12 protein-coding genes are annotated in these 13,413 nt (G+C 68.5%); 5 read left to right on the top strand and 7 right to left on the bottom strand.

Translation table 11 applies throughout. From position 1 onward, the window contains the following. Positions 1-10 precede the first annotated feature (10 nt). The 6 genes from ACKN61_RS19715 to rph all read right to left on the bottom strand — a co-directional run bounded on the left by ACKN61_RS19715 (position 11) and on the right by rph (position 6,727). Positions 11-2,302, bottom strand: a complete 2,292-nt coding sequence (locus ACKN61_RS19715) for a DUF1631 family protein (protein WP_408950892.1) — start codon at positions 2,300-2,302, stop codon at positions 11-13. Positions 2,303-2,556: 254 nt separating this feature from the next. Continuing rightward, on the bottom strand, positions 2,557-3,732 hold the full coding sequence (gene hemW / locus ACKN61_RS19710) for a radical SAM family heme chaperone HemW (RefSeq protein WP_408950891.1): 1,176 nt from the start codon (positions 3,730-3,732) through the stop codon (positions 2,557-2,559). A 53-nt stretch (positions 3,733-3,785) separates the two neighbouring features. Beyond that, positions 3,786-4,370 (bottom strand): hypothetical protein, encoded by a 585-nt coding sequence (locus ACKN61_RS19705; protein WP_408950890.1) that lies wholly within the window; start codon positions 4,368-4,370, stop codon positions 3,786-3,788. Further along, entirely contained in the window at positions 4,367-4,963 is a 597-nt protein-coding gene (gene rdgB / locus ACKN61_RS19700) for an RdgB/HAM1 family non-canonical purine NTP pyrophosphatase (protein ID WP_031372651.1), read from the bottom strand. The genes ACKN61_RS19705 and rdgB overlap by 4 nt, the downstream gene beginning before the upstream one ends. Next, positions 4,960-5,352 carry a VOC family protein gene (locus ACKN61_RS19695; RefSeq protein ID WP_408950889.1) on the bottom strand — a complete coding sequence of 131 codons (393 nt, stop codon included), beginning with the start codon at positions 5,350-5,352 and terminating at the stop codon, positions 4,960-4,962. The genes rdgB and ACKN61_RS19695 overlap by 4 nt, the downstream gene beginning before the upstream one ends. Positions 5,353-5,962: 610 nt before the next feature. Next, positions 5,963-6,727, bottom strand: coding sequence for a ribonuclease PH (gene rph, locus ACKN61_RS19690; RefSeq protein ID WP_051885115.1), 765 nt, complete (start codon positions 6,725-6,727; stop codon positions 5,963-5,965). Between the two features lie 69 nt (positions 6,728-6,796). Between rph and ACKN61_RS19685 the strand changes: the two genes are divergently transcribed. From ACKN61_RS19685 to ACKN61_RS19665, 5 genes are all read left to right on the top strand, one after another. Continuing rightward, positions 6,797-7,657, top strand: coding sequence for a YicC/YloC family endoribonuclease (locus ACKN61_RS19685; protein WP_031372648.1), 861 nt, complete (start codon positions 6,797-6,799; stop codon positions 7,655-7,657). A gap of 114 nt (positions 7,658-7,771) precedes the next feature. Next, on the top strand, positions 7,772-8,392 hold the full coding sequence (gene gmk, locus ACKN61_RS19680; protein WP_057919064.1) for a guanylate kinase: 621 nt from the start codon (positions 7,772-7,774) through the stop codon (positions 8,390-8,392). Between the two features lie 258 nt (positions 8,393-8,650). Beyond that, the gene (gene rpoZ / locus ACKN61_RS19675; RefSeq protein ID WP_031372646.1) at positions 8,651-8,950 is read left to right on the top strand and encodes a DNA-directed RNA polymerase subunit omega; all 300 of its coding nucleotides are present in this window, start codon (positions 8,651-8,653) and stop codon (positions 8,948-8,950) included. 338 nt (positions 8,951-9,288) lie between these two features. Beyond that, entirely contained in the window at positions 9,289-11,469 is a 2,181-nt protein-coding gene (locus ACKN61_RS19670) for a bifunctional (p)ppGpp synthetase/guanosine-3',5'-bis(diphosphate) 3'-pyrophosphohydrolase (protein WP_031372645.1), read from the top strand. A gap of 153 nt (positions 11,470-11,622) precedes the next feature. Beyond that, positions 11,623-12,006 (top strand): RidA family protein, encoded by a 384-nt coding sequence (locus ACKN61_RS19665; RefSeq protein WP_031372644.1) that lies wholly within the window; start codon positions 11,623-11,625, stop codon positions 12,004-12,006. 236 nt (positions 12,007-12,242) lie between these two features. Here the strand turns inward: ACKN61_RS19665 and ACKN61_RS19660 are convergent, their stop codons facing one another. After that, positions 12,243-13,304: an AraC family transcriptional regulator gene (locus tag ACKN61_RS19660; protein ID WP_408950888.1), complete on the bottom strand. Its 1,062-nt coding sequence runs from the start codon at positions 13,302-13,304 to the stop codon at positions 12,243-12,245. Between the last annotated feature and the right edge of the window lie 109 nt (positions 13,305-13,413).

Genomic DNA, 13,413 nt, shown 5'->3' with positions numbered 1-13,413 from the left:
GGGCCTGCCCTCATGCGCCGGCCGGATCGGCCGTGCGTTTGCCGCCGAAACCGCGCAGCACGTCGAGCGCGGCGTGCCAGGCGCGATCGACCAGGCGGCTGCGTTCCTCGACGACCACCCGCGCCTGGCCGCGCGCCATCATCCGGGCGAGACTGTCCAGCGATTGTTCGCCGACCCGCTGGCCGCGTTGATTGACGAACAAGGCGTTGTCGGTGACCGGACTGAACCACGACAGGCGCCGGCGCACCGCGTCGCCTTGTTGGTTCTGCACGAACTCGAACCAGGTGCCGAACGGCAGGTTGCGGATTTGTTCCCAGCACTGCTGCTCGTCGGCGGTGCGCGCAGGCAGGATCGAACGGGCCGGGCCGGCGTCTTCGCCGAGGCGGCTGCGCGAACGCAGTTTCATCGCCAGTTCGGTGCGCGAGGCGGCATCGTCTTCGTGCGCGGGGCCGACCGTGAGCTGGCGCGAAATCGCGCGGGCGTCGTCGCCGTGGTAGCCGACCTGGGTCAACGCGTGTTCGATGTCGGCGTCGAGCCCGCACGGCATCGGCGCATCCGCGCCGGTGAGGTTGGCCGAGACGATCTGCCGTGTCGTTTCCAATTGCCGCTGCCAGGCTTCGGATTCTTCGCCGTGGCGCAGCAGGGTCAGGGTGAGCACGTCGGCCCAGGCCTGGTTGAGCAGGGTCTGGACGAAACGCGGCAGGCGCTGCTCGGCGGTGTGCTGTTCGATCGCCTCGCTGGCCAGGCGCTTGGCCATCTCGAGCTTTTCCTTGCCGCGCGCGGCCTCGACGTGGCGCCGTTCGGAAACTTCGGCCTTGCGCGCCAGGTTCTGCAGTTGTTCCTGCAAACGCAGGTTGGCGGCATCGAACACGTCCGCGCCGCTGTCGTAGTGCTCGACCACGTGGTCGACGGCCTGGCGCAGCGGCTCGTGCAACTGCGGATCGACGTCTTCGCTCGGCGTCCAGCGCGCGCCGGCTTCGGCGACGGTGTTGAGCAACTGCAGCGCCGGGTGCTCGGTTTGCTCGAGCAGGCTGCGGTCCCGCAGTGCGGCGTGCAGCAAGGGCGCCTGCAGACGGTTGAGCAGGGTCGAGATCGTCGCGTCGCCGCGCAGGCGCTGCTCGATCTCGTCGTAGAGCATGTCGAGCAGATCGAACACGTCGCCGTCGTCGCGCGACAGCGTGGCGACCGTACCCGGCGGGGGCTCGCTGTGTTCCAGCAGCGACTGGCGCAGCTCGGCGATCTTGCGCAGCGGCTGCGGGCCGTGCGGCAGTTCGTCCTTGAGCCGGTTCAGCATCGACAACACCTCGGCGGTGTCCATGGCCGCGGCCGGCACGGCGACCGCGCTGCGTGGACGCAGCTTGTCGACCAACTCGCGGCGCTCGCCGAGCCATTGCTGCAGGGTCGCGAAATCGGTTGCGTCCGGTGCCCGCGCCACCGCTTGCTGGCCCGGCCAGGCGGTGTGCGGACGCTCGTCGCCGGGCCGCGCCGACGGCGAGGCTCCCGTGTGCGGTATGCGGTTCTTGTCGGGCACCGGTTCGCGGCGCGTGGCGTCGGCGGGCGCGGCCTCGCCCTGGGGCGTAGCGTTGGGGCGCGTGCGCAGCGGCACGAACGACAGGCTCGGCAGCACGTTCTCGCGCGCGAGCAGGGCGTTCATGGCCTCGACCATCTGCGCATAGCCCAGCATCACCTGCTGGTCGAACACACGAAACAGATCCAGGCGCGAGTCCTGGCCGATCTGCAGCGGCTGGCAGACGTCGGCGAAGATCCGGATCAGGCGGTGCGGGCCGACCGGCAGGCGTTCGGCATCGAAGGCCGGCGCGCCGGCGAGCACGCCGAAGCGTTGGCCGAGCAGCAACAGGCCGAGGCCGGCGCGCGATTCGTGGCGGCTGGCGATGCTGCGCAGCACCGTGTTCTCGTCGACCTCGCTGTCGTCGACCAGGCGCAGGTCGCTGAAACTGGGCAGGATCGTCGCTTGCGAACGCGGCGCGACCGGCTGGCGTACGCGGGTCAACGCGGTTTCCAGCGCGACCAGATAGCGCGGGATCAGGTCGGCGCGGCGCAGCCGGACCAGGCGCAGGGTTTCCAGATAACCCGATTGCAGGCTCGGGTTGCGGGCCTGGTCGGCCTGGCGGAACAGCTGCTGCTCGAACTCGGCGAGCATCCGTTCCATTTGCGGCGCGGTTTCGTCGGAGATCAGGGCGTACAGCTGCTCCAGCAACCGGCGCACGCGACGGGGCAGCGCGGCCGTGGCCAGGGTGGCCCGCGGCGGCGAGGCGTCCAGAGGATCAAACGTGGCGGACATGTGGATTCGGTACTGACGACCTCAAGATATAACCACGCCTCCCCGGCGCTCGCCAACTCGAAGCGGTCCGACGACGACCGCGCGTGGGCGTGCAGCCGACAGGAGGCGGCCAATGGCACTAACGCGAACGACCCGCACGGGCGGCCAAAGGCGAGTGTCCGCCGGGGCCGGTCGCGGGCTTGTGAGGCCCGGCACCTGCCGCGGCCCCCGGTTTACGACCGGGGCAAGCCGCTCAGTCGGTGATCGATCGGCCCTCAGTCGGGCAGGAACAACGCCACCACGTCGTTGGTGAAGCAGCGCCCCAGCTCGGTCGGACGGACCCGGTCGCCGCTTTGTTCCAGCCAGCCGGCGTCGAAGGCGGCCTGCAGTTGCGTGGCGATGGCGGCGCGGGCCAGGCCGGTGCGGGCCTCGTAGTCGGCCAGCGAAAAGCCCTCGACCAGGCGCAGCACGTTGAGCATGTACTCGAACGGCCGCCGCTCCGGCGCGATGCGGTCGTCGCCGCCGATGCCGGCTTCGGTGCCGGCCTTGGCCAGGTATTCGGTCGGGTGCTTGTGCTTCCAGCGCCGCAGGATGGCCTGCTCGGCGCCGAGGGTGATCTTGCCGTGGGCGCCGGCGCCGATGCCGAGGTAGTCGCCGTAACGCCAATAATTGAGGTTGTGCGCGCAACGGCGCTGCGGCCGCGCATAGGCGCTGACCTCGTAATGCTCGTAGCCGCGTGCGGCGATCAAGGCCTGGCAGTGCTCCTGGATATCCCAGGCGCTGTCCTCGTCGGGGATGCCCTGCGGCGGCCGCGCCGCGAATACGGTGTTGGGTTCCAGGGTCAGCTGGTAATGCGAGAGGTGGGCCGGGTCGAGGGCGAAGGCCCGCTCCAGGTCGCGCTCGGCCATCGCCAGGGTCTGGCCGGGCAGGGCGTACATCAGGTCGAGGTTGAGGTTGTCGAAACCGGCGTCCTGCGCCAGTTTGACCGCGGCCTCGGCCTCCTGGCTGTCGTGGATGCGGCCCAGGCGCTGCAGGCAGCCGTCGTCGAAGCTCTGGATGCCGAAGCTGAGCCGGTTCACCCCGGCGGCGCGATAGAGCTCGAAACGGCCGTGCTCGGCGGTACCGGGGTTGGTTTCCAGGGTGATTTCGCAACCCGGCGCGAAGCGCAGGCGGGCGCTGGCGCCCTGCAGGAAGCGGTCGATGAACTCGGGCGGGAACAGGCTAGGGGTGCCGCCGCCGAAGAACACGCTGTGCACCGGCCGGCCCCAGACCAAGGGCAGGTCGTGCTCCAGGTCGGCCAGCAAGGCGTCGACATAGGCGTCGTAGGGCAGGGCGCTGCCCTTGCCGCCTTTGTATTCGTGCGAGTTGAAATCGCAGTACGGGCATTTGCGCACGCACCAGGGCAGGTGGACGTACAGCGACAACGGCGGGGTGGTCAGGGTATCGCTCAAACAGCGCTCGACCGGACCCGAGGGCCCGGAAACAGTCGGAAGGGGCCGACAGCTTACCGGTCGCGCGTCGCGCCGTAGCGGGTGACGGCGAGCAGGGCGCGCAGATTGGCGTCGATCGCCACGTCCGGGCGGGCCTGGACGACCAGCCGCATGATCGTGGCCAGGGGCTCGGCGCTGCCGTCGCCGGAGGTTTCGCCGTCGAAAATGGTGGCGGTGTTCCAGCGCCGGTGCGGCGCCGGGGACAGGCGCAGTTCCAGGGTCGAGGTCAGGCGCAGGCGCCCGTCCTTGGCCCGGTGCAGGGACATGCCCACTACCTCGCCCGGGGCGAAGCGGCGGGTGCGATGGGCGGTGGTGATGTTGGCGTAGCCGATGGTATGGCCGGGGCTGGCTTGCAGGCTGACCCGTTGGATGGCGGCCAGAGCGACCAGCCCGACCAGGGTCGCCAGCAGCCACAGCGCCAGCTCGATCTCCGAGCTGAAGCTGTTGGTCTGGTGGGTGCCGGCGCTGAGGCCGTCCTGGCGGATCCAGATCGCGATCGGCATCGCCAGCAGGTACAGCACGGCCACCGACAGTACGGTGTGGCCGCCGGTGCGAAAGGCGCGTCGGGGCGGAGCGGCGGCGCGCATCATCCGGTTCACCTGGCGACCTCCGGCAGGCGCTCGCGCAGCGCCGCCAGGGCGCGGGCGCGGTGGCTGACGCGGTTCTTGAGGGCGTCGTCGATCTCGCCGGCGGACACGTCGTACTCGGTGTCGTAGAACACCGGCTGGTAGCCGAAACCGCGCTCGCCCTGGCGTTGGTGCAGGATGCGGCCGTGCCAGATGCCTTCGGCGATGACCGGGCGCGGGTCGCCGGCGTGGCGCAGCAGCACGATCACCGCATAGAAATGCGCGCCGCGCTGGGCGTCCGGCACGTCCTTGAGGGCGGCGAGCAGTTTGTCGATATTGGCCTGGGCGTCGCCGTGCTGGCCGGCGTAGCGGGCCGAGTACAGGCCGGGGGCGCCGCCGAGCGCGTCGACGCAGATGCCGGAATCGTCGGCCAGGGCCGGCAGCCCGGTGACCGCGGCCGCATGACGGGCCTTGAGCAGCGCATTCTCGACGAACGTACTGCCGGTTTCCTCGATGTCCTCGACCCCCAGATCCGTTTGCGCCACCAGTTCGATGCCGGTGTCGCCGAGCAGGTCGCGCAGTTCCGCCAGCTTCCCGGCGTTGCTGCTGGCCAGCACTAATCTCATGCTTTCAGTTCCAGCAAATCCCAGCGATTACCGTACAGGTCTTCGAACACGGCGACCGTGCCGTAGGTCTCGACGCGCGGAGTTTCCATGAAGCGCACGCCGTGCCCGACCATCGCCGCGTGGTCGCGCCAGAAGTCGTCGGTGTGCAGGAAAAAGCCGACCCGGCCGCCGGTCTGGTTGCCGATGCGCGAGCCTTGTTCCTCGCCGACGGCCTGGGCCAGCAACAGCGCGGTCTGGGCGTCGTCGGCGGGCGCGACCCGGACCCAGCGTTTGCCGCCGCCCTGGTCGATGTCCTCGAGCAGGACGAATCCCAGTGCCTGGGTGTAGTAAGCGATGGCTTCGTCGTAATCGGCGACGACGAGGGCGATGCTGCCGATGCTGCGATTCATGGCGGACCTTGCTGAGGGGCCGTCGCCATCGCCTTCGGTAGGAGGGCGGGCGAAGCCGGCCGAATGGAGAGGAGGGAGGACGCGACGGTCCGGCAGAAAGCACAATCCCCGGTCGTCGCGATGATGCGCGTGCCCGAGCGTGTCGCCCTCGAGCCCGCTGCAGATTGGCACGCCGCCGCCGTTATACGAAGCCCGGCTTCGTGCATCCGTGAAGGGTTTCGTGGTTCTGGTGGCGTGCTCGTGCTTGGACTACAAGGACGGCGTTGCGATGCGCGTCGAGCCCGCACGTTGCGTTCAGTTCAACGCTGCGCGTGTGTCTTCAACGCTGCGCGTATCGCGTATATCGATCAAGCGCATCGCCTTGCCGGCGAAAGCGGCGCCCGTCTTGGCCCTTGTCTCCGAAAACCAGGGAAAACCGTTGGATTTCGACTTTCGTGGGAATGACACAGAGAGCGCGGGATGGGCGCAGCGGGCGATGCAGGAGCGACTGTCCACGCGGGCCTGCCGCGCTGGAAAGATTGGTGTGCCGCAGCGAGACGGGCACGCAAGCGGAGCGAAACGATGGCAGCGGCTTCGAGCCCGCATCCGGACTCGAAGCCGTCCGCGGCGATCAGACCGCCAGCGCCTCGCGCTGCTTGAGGATCAGCTCCGCGATGCCGGCTTCGGCCAGGGCCAGCAAGCCGTCGAGCTCTTCGCGGCGGAAGGCGTGGCCTTCGGCGGTGCCCTGCAGCTCGATGAAACCGCCGCCGTCGTTCATGACCACGTTCATGTCGGTGTCGCAATCGCTGTCTTCTGCGTAATCCAGATCCAGCACCGGCACGCCGCGGTAGACGCCGACCGAGACCGCGGCGACCGCGCCGAAAATCGGGTCGCGGGCGATCTCGCGGCGCGACTGCAGCCAGCGCACCGCATCGACCAGGGCCACGTAGGCGCCGGTGATCGCCGCGGTGCGGGTGCCGCCGTCGGCCTGCAGGACGTCGCAGTCCAGGGTGATGGTGCGCTCGCCGAGCGCCTTGCGGTCGATGCAGGCGCGCAGGGCGCGGCCGATCAGGCGCTGGATTTCCAGGGTGCGGCCGCCTTGCTTGCCGCGTGCGGCCTCGCGATCGCTGCGGGTGTGGGTCGCGCGCGGCAGCATGCCGTACTCGGCCGTAACCCAGCCTTCGCCCTTGCCGCGCAGGAACGAGGGCACCTTGTTTTCGACGCTGGCGGTGCACAGCACCCGGGTCTCGCCGAAGCTGACCAGCACCGAGCCCTCGGCGTGGCGGGTAAAGCTGCGCTCGATGCGGACTTCGCGCATTTGGCCCGCGGTACGGCCGCTGGGACGGGCGAGGGGGCCGGTCGGGGCCTCGTTGGGGGCGGCGTTGGGACCGGTCATGGGCGCGAAGTTACCGTTTTGATGGCCGGCGAGTTTACCATTCGCTCCCTGTAGGCTTGGGATTCGCGAATGATTCGCAGCATGACTGCCTTCGCCAGCGGCGAACGCGTGACACCCTGGGGCACGCTCGGCTGCGAGTTGCGCTCGGTCAACCATCGTTTCCTCGAGCTCGGGGTGCGCCTGGCCGACGAACTGCGCGTGCTCGAACCGGCCTTGCGCGAGCGCATTTCCGCACGCATCAGCCGCGGCAAGCTCGACCTGACCCTGCGCCTGCGCGCGCCGGAAGGCGGCGACGCGCTGCAGCTCAACCCGACCCGGCTGCGCGAACTCAGCGATCTGGCGATCGACCTGTCGGCACGGTTCCCGGCGCTGCGCACCGAATTCACCGATCTGCTGCAGTTCCCCGGCGTGCTGCAGGCGCCGAGCACCGATCCGGCCGAATTGCAGGCCGCGGCGCTGGCGCTGCTGGACAGCGTGCTCGACGAATTCGTCGCCGCGCGCGAACGCGAAGGCGGCAAGCTCGCGACGGTCATCGGCGAGCGCGTCGACGGCATCGCCGCGATCGCCGCCGAGGTGCGCACGCTGATGCCGGCAATCCGCACCGGCCAGCGCGCCAAGCTCGAGGCGCGGCTCGCCGATCTGGCCCAGCCGGCCGACAACGGCCGCGTCGAGCAGGAGCTCGTGCTGTGGCTGCAGAAGCTCGACGTCGACGAAGAACTCGACCGTCTCGATTCGCACGTGGTCGAAGCGCGGCGCGTGCTCAAGTTGCGCGAAGCGGTCGGCCGCCGCCTCGATTTCCTGCTCCAGGAATTCAATCGCGAAGCCAACACCCTGGGCTCCAAGTCGGTCGACGCGCGCAGCTCTGCGGCCGCGGTCGAACTCAAGGTGCTGATCGACCAGGTCCGCGAGCAGATCCAGAACATCGAGTAGCCGCGATCGGGAATTCGGCATTCGGGATTCGCACAGCGCATCCCGGGTTGCCGGTTCCCGTCTCGGCGAAACCGCTTTACCCATCCCGACTCTCGAATCACGAATCACTGCCTAATGCGCGGAACCCTTTACATCGTCGCGGCCCCGTCCGGGGCCGGAAAATCCAGCATCGTCAACGCCGTGCTGGCGCGCGATCCCAACATCCGCCTGTCGATCTCGTTCACCTCGCGCCAGCCGCGTCCGGGCGAACGCCATGCCGAGCACTACCACTTCGTCAGCGCGCAGGAATTCGAGGCGATGGTCGAGGCCGGCGATTTCTTCGAGTACGCCCGCGTCCACGGCGACTGGAAGGGCTCGGCGCGGCAATCGGTCGAGCCCTTCCTGGCCGCCGGCAAGGACGTGTTGCTGGAAATCGACTGGCAGGGCGCGCGCCAGGTCCGGTCCAAGGTGCCGGATGCGGTCAGCGTGTTCATCCTGCCGCCGTCGAGGCAGGCGCTGGAGTCGCGCATGCGCACCCGCGGCCAGGACAGCGAGGCGACGATCCGTCAGCGCCTGGACGCCGCACGCGAGGAAATGTCGCATTACGGCGAGTTCGACTACGTCATCGTCAACGAAGTGTTCGACACCGCGGTCGAGGAAATGTGCGCGATCTTCCTGGCCAGCCGCTTGCGTCGCGAACCGCAGGTCGCCCGCCATTCGCGCCTGATCACCGCGCTGCTGGCCGACGAGGGCTGAGGGCCGGGAATCGGGAGTCGGAAGTCCCGACCCCGCCGCCTCCGCTTCCCCCCTTTGAAAAAGGGGGGGTAGGGGGGATTTGCTCTCGGCCGTTCCCATCCCCCAGTGCAAAGCCATCGTCACGCACCCGGCCCCGTCCCCTATCTGTCTGATTCATAAGGGCTTGGTGCAGTAAACCTTGCCCCGACCCGGCAAGCGGTCTAAACTCCCCGGTCCCCAACCGCTTGTAAAGACGGCCCACCGGCCGCCAGGAGCCCCATGGCCCGCATTACCGTCGAAGATTGCCTGGAAGTGGTCGATAACCGCTTCGAACTCGTCATGTTGGCCGCCAAGCGTGCGCGTCAGCTGGCCAACGGCGTCGAGCCGCAGCTGGACAACAGCGAAGCCAACGACAAGCCCACCGTGCTGGCACTGCGCGAAATCGCCGCGCGCCAGATCAACCCCGAATACATCGATGCGGTCGAGAAGGCCGAGCGCGAGCGCAAAGAGCGCGAAGCCCTGGAATGGGCCGCCGCCGAAGTGGTCGCCGACGACGATCTGTCGAAGAGCGACGACTGAGTGCATCCGCCCCGCGCTCCGGCGCGGGGAGTCGATCGCGGCTCCGCCTTGGCGGGCCCGTTACGTTTACGGCCCCGCCTCGGCGGGGCCGTTTTCGTTTGTGCCGCCGCCGCGGACGCTCGACGCGGTGCGCCAGGCCGCACGCCGGCCGCGAGCGCGATCACGCGCCAGCCGCGGTATCCGCCGCCTTCCGACTGCGACCGTCGGCGCATTCCTGAACGAATGTCTCGTCCTTGCGCCGCAATCGGGACCGGCCGCTTGCCTGCGCTGCCTGCGTGCCGCACCCAATATCAATGGATGCGTTGCACCTTGAGCCATCGCCCGCGTAAATTTCCGTTATGACCCCTGCCGAGCCCGCGCTGAGCACCTATCCCGCCGTTCTGGACGACACGGAGCTGCCGGACTATGTGCGCGAGCTCGAACTGGCCGCGCACTACCTGCCCGAAGCGCAGCGCCTGCAACTGCGTCGCGCCTGGTCGGTCGGCGCCGCCGCGCACGTGGGCCAGACCCGCAAGTCGGGCGAGCCCTACATCACCCACCCGGTCGCGGTCGCCAAGGTGCTGGCCGAGCAGGGGCTGGACGTCGAGACCCTGGTCGCGGCGATCCTGCACGACACCATCGAAGACACGCCGCTGACCCGCGAATGCCTGGCGACCGAATTCGGGCCGACCGTGGCCGAACTCGTCGACGGCGTCACCAAGCTCGACAAGCTGCAGTTCCGCGATCGCCAGGAAGCGGCGGCCGAGAGCTTCCGCAAGATGCTGCTGGCGATGGCGCGCGACCTGCGCGTGATCCTGATCAAGCTCGCCGACCGTCTGCACAACATGCGCACGCTCGGCGCGCAGAGCGCCGAGGCGCGCGAGCGCATCGCCCGCGAGACGCTGGAGATCTACGCGCCGATCGCCCAGCGCCTGGGCATGAATCTGATCAAGGCCGAGCTGCAGGACCTGGGTTTCCGCGCCCTGCATCCCTGGCGCCACGCGGTCATCGAAAAACGCATCCGCACCCAACCGGTGGTGCGGCGCGAGTCGCTGGTGCAGATCGAAGCGCACCTGGCCCAGCGCCTGGCGAAGGAGAAGCTTCAACACCGCTTGATCAGCCGGGTGAAATCGCCGTGGAGCATCTACATGAAGATGCACCACGAGCATAAGAGCTTCAACCAGGTCATGGACGTGTTCGGTTTCCGCGTCGTCGTGCGCAGCGTGCCGGACTGTTACCACGCCCTCGGCGTGGTGCATTCGGCCTACAAACCGCTGGATGCCCGCTTCCGCGATTTCATCGCCATCCCCAAGGCCAACGGTTACCAGTCGCTGCACACGGTGTTGTTCGGCCCCTACGGCTCGCCCGTGGAAGTGCAGATCCGCACCGAGGACATGGACCTGATCGCCGAGCGCGGCATCGCCGCGCACTGGTCGTACAAACACGGCGGCGAAGGCCCGAACAGCGCACAGTCGCGTGCGCACAGTTGGATCGCCAGTCTGGTCGAGTCGCAGCGTTCGACCGGCTCGTCGCTGGAATTCCTCGAAAACGTCAAGGTCGACCTGTTCCCGGACGAGGTCTACCTGTTCACGCCGAAGGGCGACATCATGTCGCTGCCGCGCAATTCGACCGCGCTGGATTTCGCCTACGCGGTGCATACCGACGTCGGCAATCGCGCGGTCGCCGCGCGCGTCGACGGCAAGCTGGTGCCGTTGCGCACCAAGCTGGCCAGCGGCCAGCGCGTGGAGATCATCACCGCCAAGTCGTCGACGCCTAAGCCGCAGTGGCTGGAGTTCGTCGTGTCGGGCAAGGCGCGCACCTCGATCCGCCAGCAGCTCAAGCAGCTCGAACACGAGGATGCGGTCCAGCTTGGCCACCGCATGCTCGACCGCGCGCTGGAAGTGCTGGAGACCTCGCTGGACCGCACTCCGGCGCTGCGCCTGGAAAGCTATCTCGCCGAGTATCGCTATCCGCGCCTGGAGGCCTTGCTGGCCGATATCGCCCTGGGCAACCGCATGCCGAACCAGGTCGCCCTGGCGCTGGCGCGCGAAGTGCCGGGCAAGACGCGCGGCCGTGCGATCGACCGCCCGCGGCTGCCCGAGGACAAGATCCTGATTACCGGCGCCGAGCGCGGCGTGATCAGTTTCGCCAACTGTTGCCTGCCGTTGCCGGGCGACGAAATCATGGGCTACCACACCGCCGGCAAGGGCATCGTGGTGCATCGCCTGGACTGCCCGAACGTCGCCGACTACCGCAAGTCGCCCGACCGCTGGGTCGCGATCGGTTGGGACCGCCAGGTGTCCGGCGACTTCGCCGCCGCATTGCGCATCGAAGTCGACAACCGCCCCGGCTCGCTGGCCCAGGTCGCCGCGGCGATCGCCGAGGCCGAATCCAACATCGACCGCGTCGAATATCTGGAGCGCGACGCCAACATCGCGATCATGCGTTTCGCCATCGAAGTCAGCGACCGCCGCCATCTGGCCGACGTCATGCGCCGCGTGCGCAGGCTGGCGGTGGTGCTGGGCGTGCAGCGGATGTAGGTGCGGCGGCTTTGCCGCCGCCGGGAATCGGGAATGGGGAGTCGGGAATCGCAAGGCCCAGACGGACCGCCTCGCTTTTACGATTCCCGACTCCCTATTCCCGATTCCCGGCTTTAAGATCCCGACTCCCCATTCCCGATTCCCGGCCCCCAAATGTCTCGCGAAATCATCCATACCGATCAAGCTCCGGCCGCCATCGGCCCGTACTCGCAGGCCGTGCGCGTCGGCGATACGGTCTATCTGTCCGGCCAGATCCCGCTCGACCCGGCCAGCGGCCTGGTCATCGAAGGCGACATCGAAGCCCAGGCGCATCGCGCGTTCCGCAATCTGCAGGCGGTCTGCGAAGCCGCGGGCGGCTCGCTCGCCGACATCGCCCGCCTGGGCCTGTTCCTCACCGACCTCGGCGCGTTCGGCAAGGTCAACGCGGTGATGGGCGAGTACTTCAACCCGCCGTATCCGGCGCGCTCGACCGTCGAAGTGTCGGCGCTGCCGCGCGGCGTGGCGTTCGAAGTCGATGCGGTGATGGTGCTGCGCTAAACCGCGACACCCAGTGTTTACAGCAACGGCCGCCCCGTCACGAGGCGGCCGTTTGCGTTTGTGCCGGCATCGTCAGGGCATGAACTCCCGAGTAGGAACTGCGCAAGCTGCGACCGCGAAGCCGCAATAACGACGAGCCTCGACCGGGCGACGCAAGCTCGCAAATCATCGCCCCGATTCCCGATTCCCGATTCCCGATTCCCGAATCCCGAATCCCGAATCCCGAATCCCAAGCCCTATCTGCGCTCGCGCGCGATCTCGGCCGCCAGGCGTTCGCGCAGCGCGCGCGGGGTTTCGCCGGTCAGGCGCTTGAAGGCGCGGCGGAAATCGCGCGGGTCCTTATAGCCGATGGCGGCGCCGACGCTGGCGATGGTGAGATTGCGTTCGCGCAGCAGCGCATAGGCGTGGTCGATGCGCAGGCGGTCGTGGATCTCGTGGAAGCTGGTGCCTTCGCCGGTCAGTTGCCGGCGCAGGGTGCGTTCGCTGACGTGCAATTGCGCGGCGATGCCGGCGAGCTTGGGGTCCTGCGGCAATTGCGCGCGCAACAGGCGTTCGACCGCGGCGGTGACCTCGCCGGGCACCGCGCCTTCCGGCATCTGCGCTTCGCACAGGGCCAGCACCTGGCGCGAGGCGATCGGGTTGTGGGTCGGCAGCGGCGCCGCCAGCCATTGCGCGTCGAGCACCAGCCGGTTCTGCGGTTGTTCGAACGCGACCGGGCAGTCGAACACATCGCGGTAGTGGGAGGCGTAGTCCGGCGCGGGATAACTGAACTCGATGCGCAAGGGGCGCAGGCCTTCGCCGACCAGGCCGCGGGCGAGGGCGAGGCAACTGCTGAAGAACTCCTCGCAGACGAACCGGTGGATCGAGGGATAGGTCAGGGTCATTTGCCCGGCCAGGGCGACCGTGCCGGATTCGGAGGCGCTTTCGACGAAACGCATCAGGCTGCCGACTACCGGAGTGAAGCGCAGGCCGATCTGCAGGGCCTCGCCGAAGGTCGCCGCGGTCGTCATCGCCAGGCCGAGCAGGCCGAAGTTGCCGACATGCTGGCTGCGGCCGATGTCCAGGCCGATGCTGTCGGGCAGCACGCGCAGGGCGCGGTCGATCACGATCGCGGTCGGCCGGTTCGGCAGGCGCACGCCCGGGTCGCTGACCTGGGCGCGGCTCAGGCCGGTGCCGGCGAACCAATCGTCGCTGGGCGCGCCGATCCGGTCCGCGGTCTCGAGCAAGCCCCACAGCAGGTTCGGCGACATCAAGGCGATGTCGGATTTGGCGCTGTCCTGCTCGGATGGCTGACGCATCGCCCCTCACGATCGTGGCCGCACGGTTGACCGCTAATGCCCCCTTAGTGTGCCGCATTCGCCCTCACGCGCGCTCACATCGGCGGCGGAGACTCGTCGCATAGCCACG

It is taken from the genome of Lysobacter sp. Hz25 (assembly GCF_046097045.1).
Taxonomy (GTDB): domain Bacteria; phylum Pseudomonadota; class Gammaproteobacteria; order Xanthomonadales; family Xanthomonadaceae; genus Lysobacter; species Lysobacter antibioticus_B.
Note: the sequence above shows the minus strand (reverse complement) of the source record. Positions and strands in the feature narration are given on the sequence as shown.

Coding starts and splice junctions, on each gene's coding strand:
- gmk (WP_057919064.1), top strand. CDS start 7,772: ATGCGCGGAACCCTTTACATCGTCGCGGCCCCGTCCGGGGCCGGAAAA.
- rph (WP_051885115.1), bottom strand. CDS start 6,727: ATGACCGGTCCCAACGCCGCCCCCAACGAGGCCCCGACCGGCCCCCTC.
- rdgB (WP_031372651.1), bottom strand. CDS start 4,963: ATGAGATTAGTGCTGGCCAGCAGCAACGCCGGGAAGCTGGCGGAACTG.
- ACKN61_RS19670 (WP_031372645.1), top strand. CDS start 9,289: ATGACCCCTGCCGAGCCCGCGCTGAGCACCTATCCCGCCGTTCTGGAC.
- rpoZ (WP_031372646.1), top strand. CDS start 8,651: ATGGCCCGCATTACCGTCGAAGATTGCCTGGAAGTGGTCGATAACCGC.
- ACKN61_RS19715 (WP_408950892.1), bottom strand. CDS start 2,302: ATGTCCGCCACGTTTGATCCTCTGGACGCCTCGCCGCCGCGGGCCACC.
- ACKN61_RS19685 (WP_031372648.1), top strand. CDS start 6,797: ATGATTCGCAGCATGACTGCCTTCGCCAGCGGCGAACGCGTGACACCC.
- ACKN61_RS19695 (WP_408950889.1), bottom strand. CDS start 5,352: ATGAATCGCAGCATCGGCAGCATCGCCCTCGTCGTCGCCGATTACGAC.
- ACKN61_RS19660 (WP_408950888.1), bottom strand. CDS start 13,304: ATGCGTCAGCCATCCGAGCAGGACAGCGCCAAATCCGACATCGCCTTG.
- ACKN61_RS19665 (WP_031372644.1), top strand. CDS start 11,623: ATGTCTCGCGAAATCATCCATACCGATCAAGCTCCGGCCGCCATCGGC.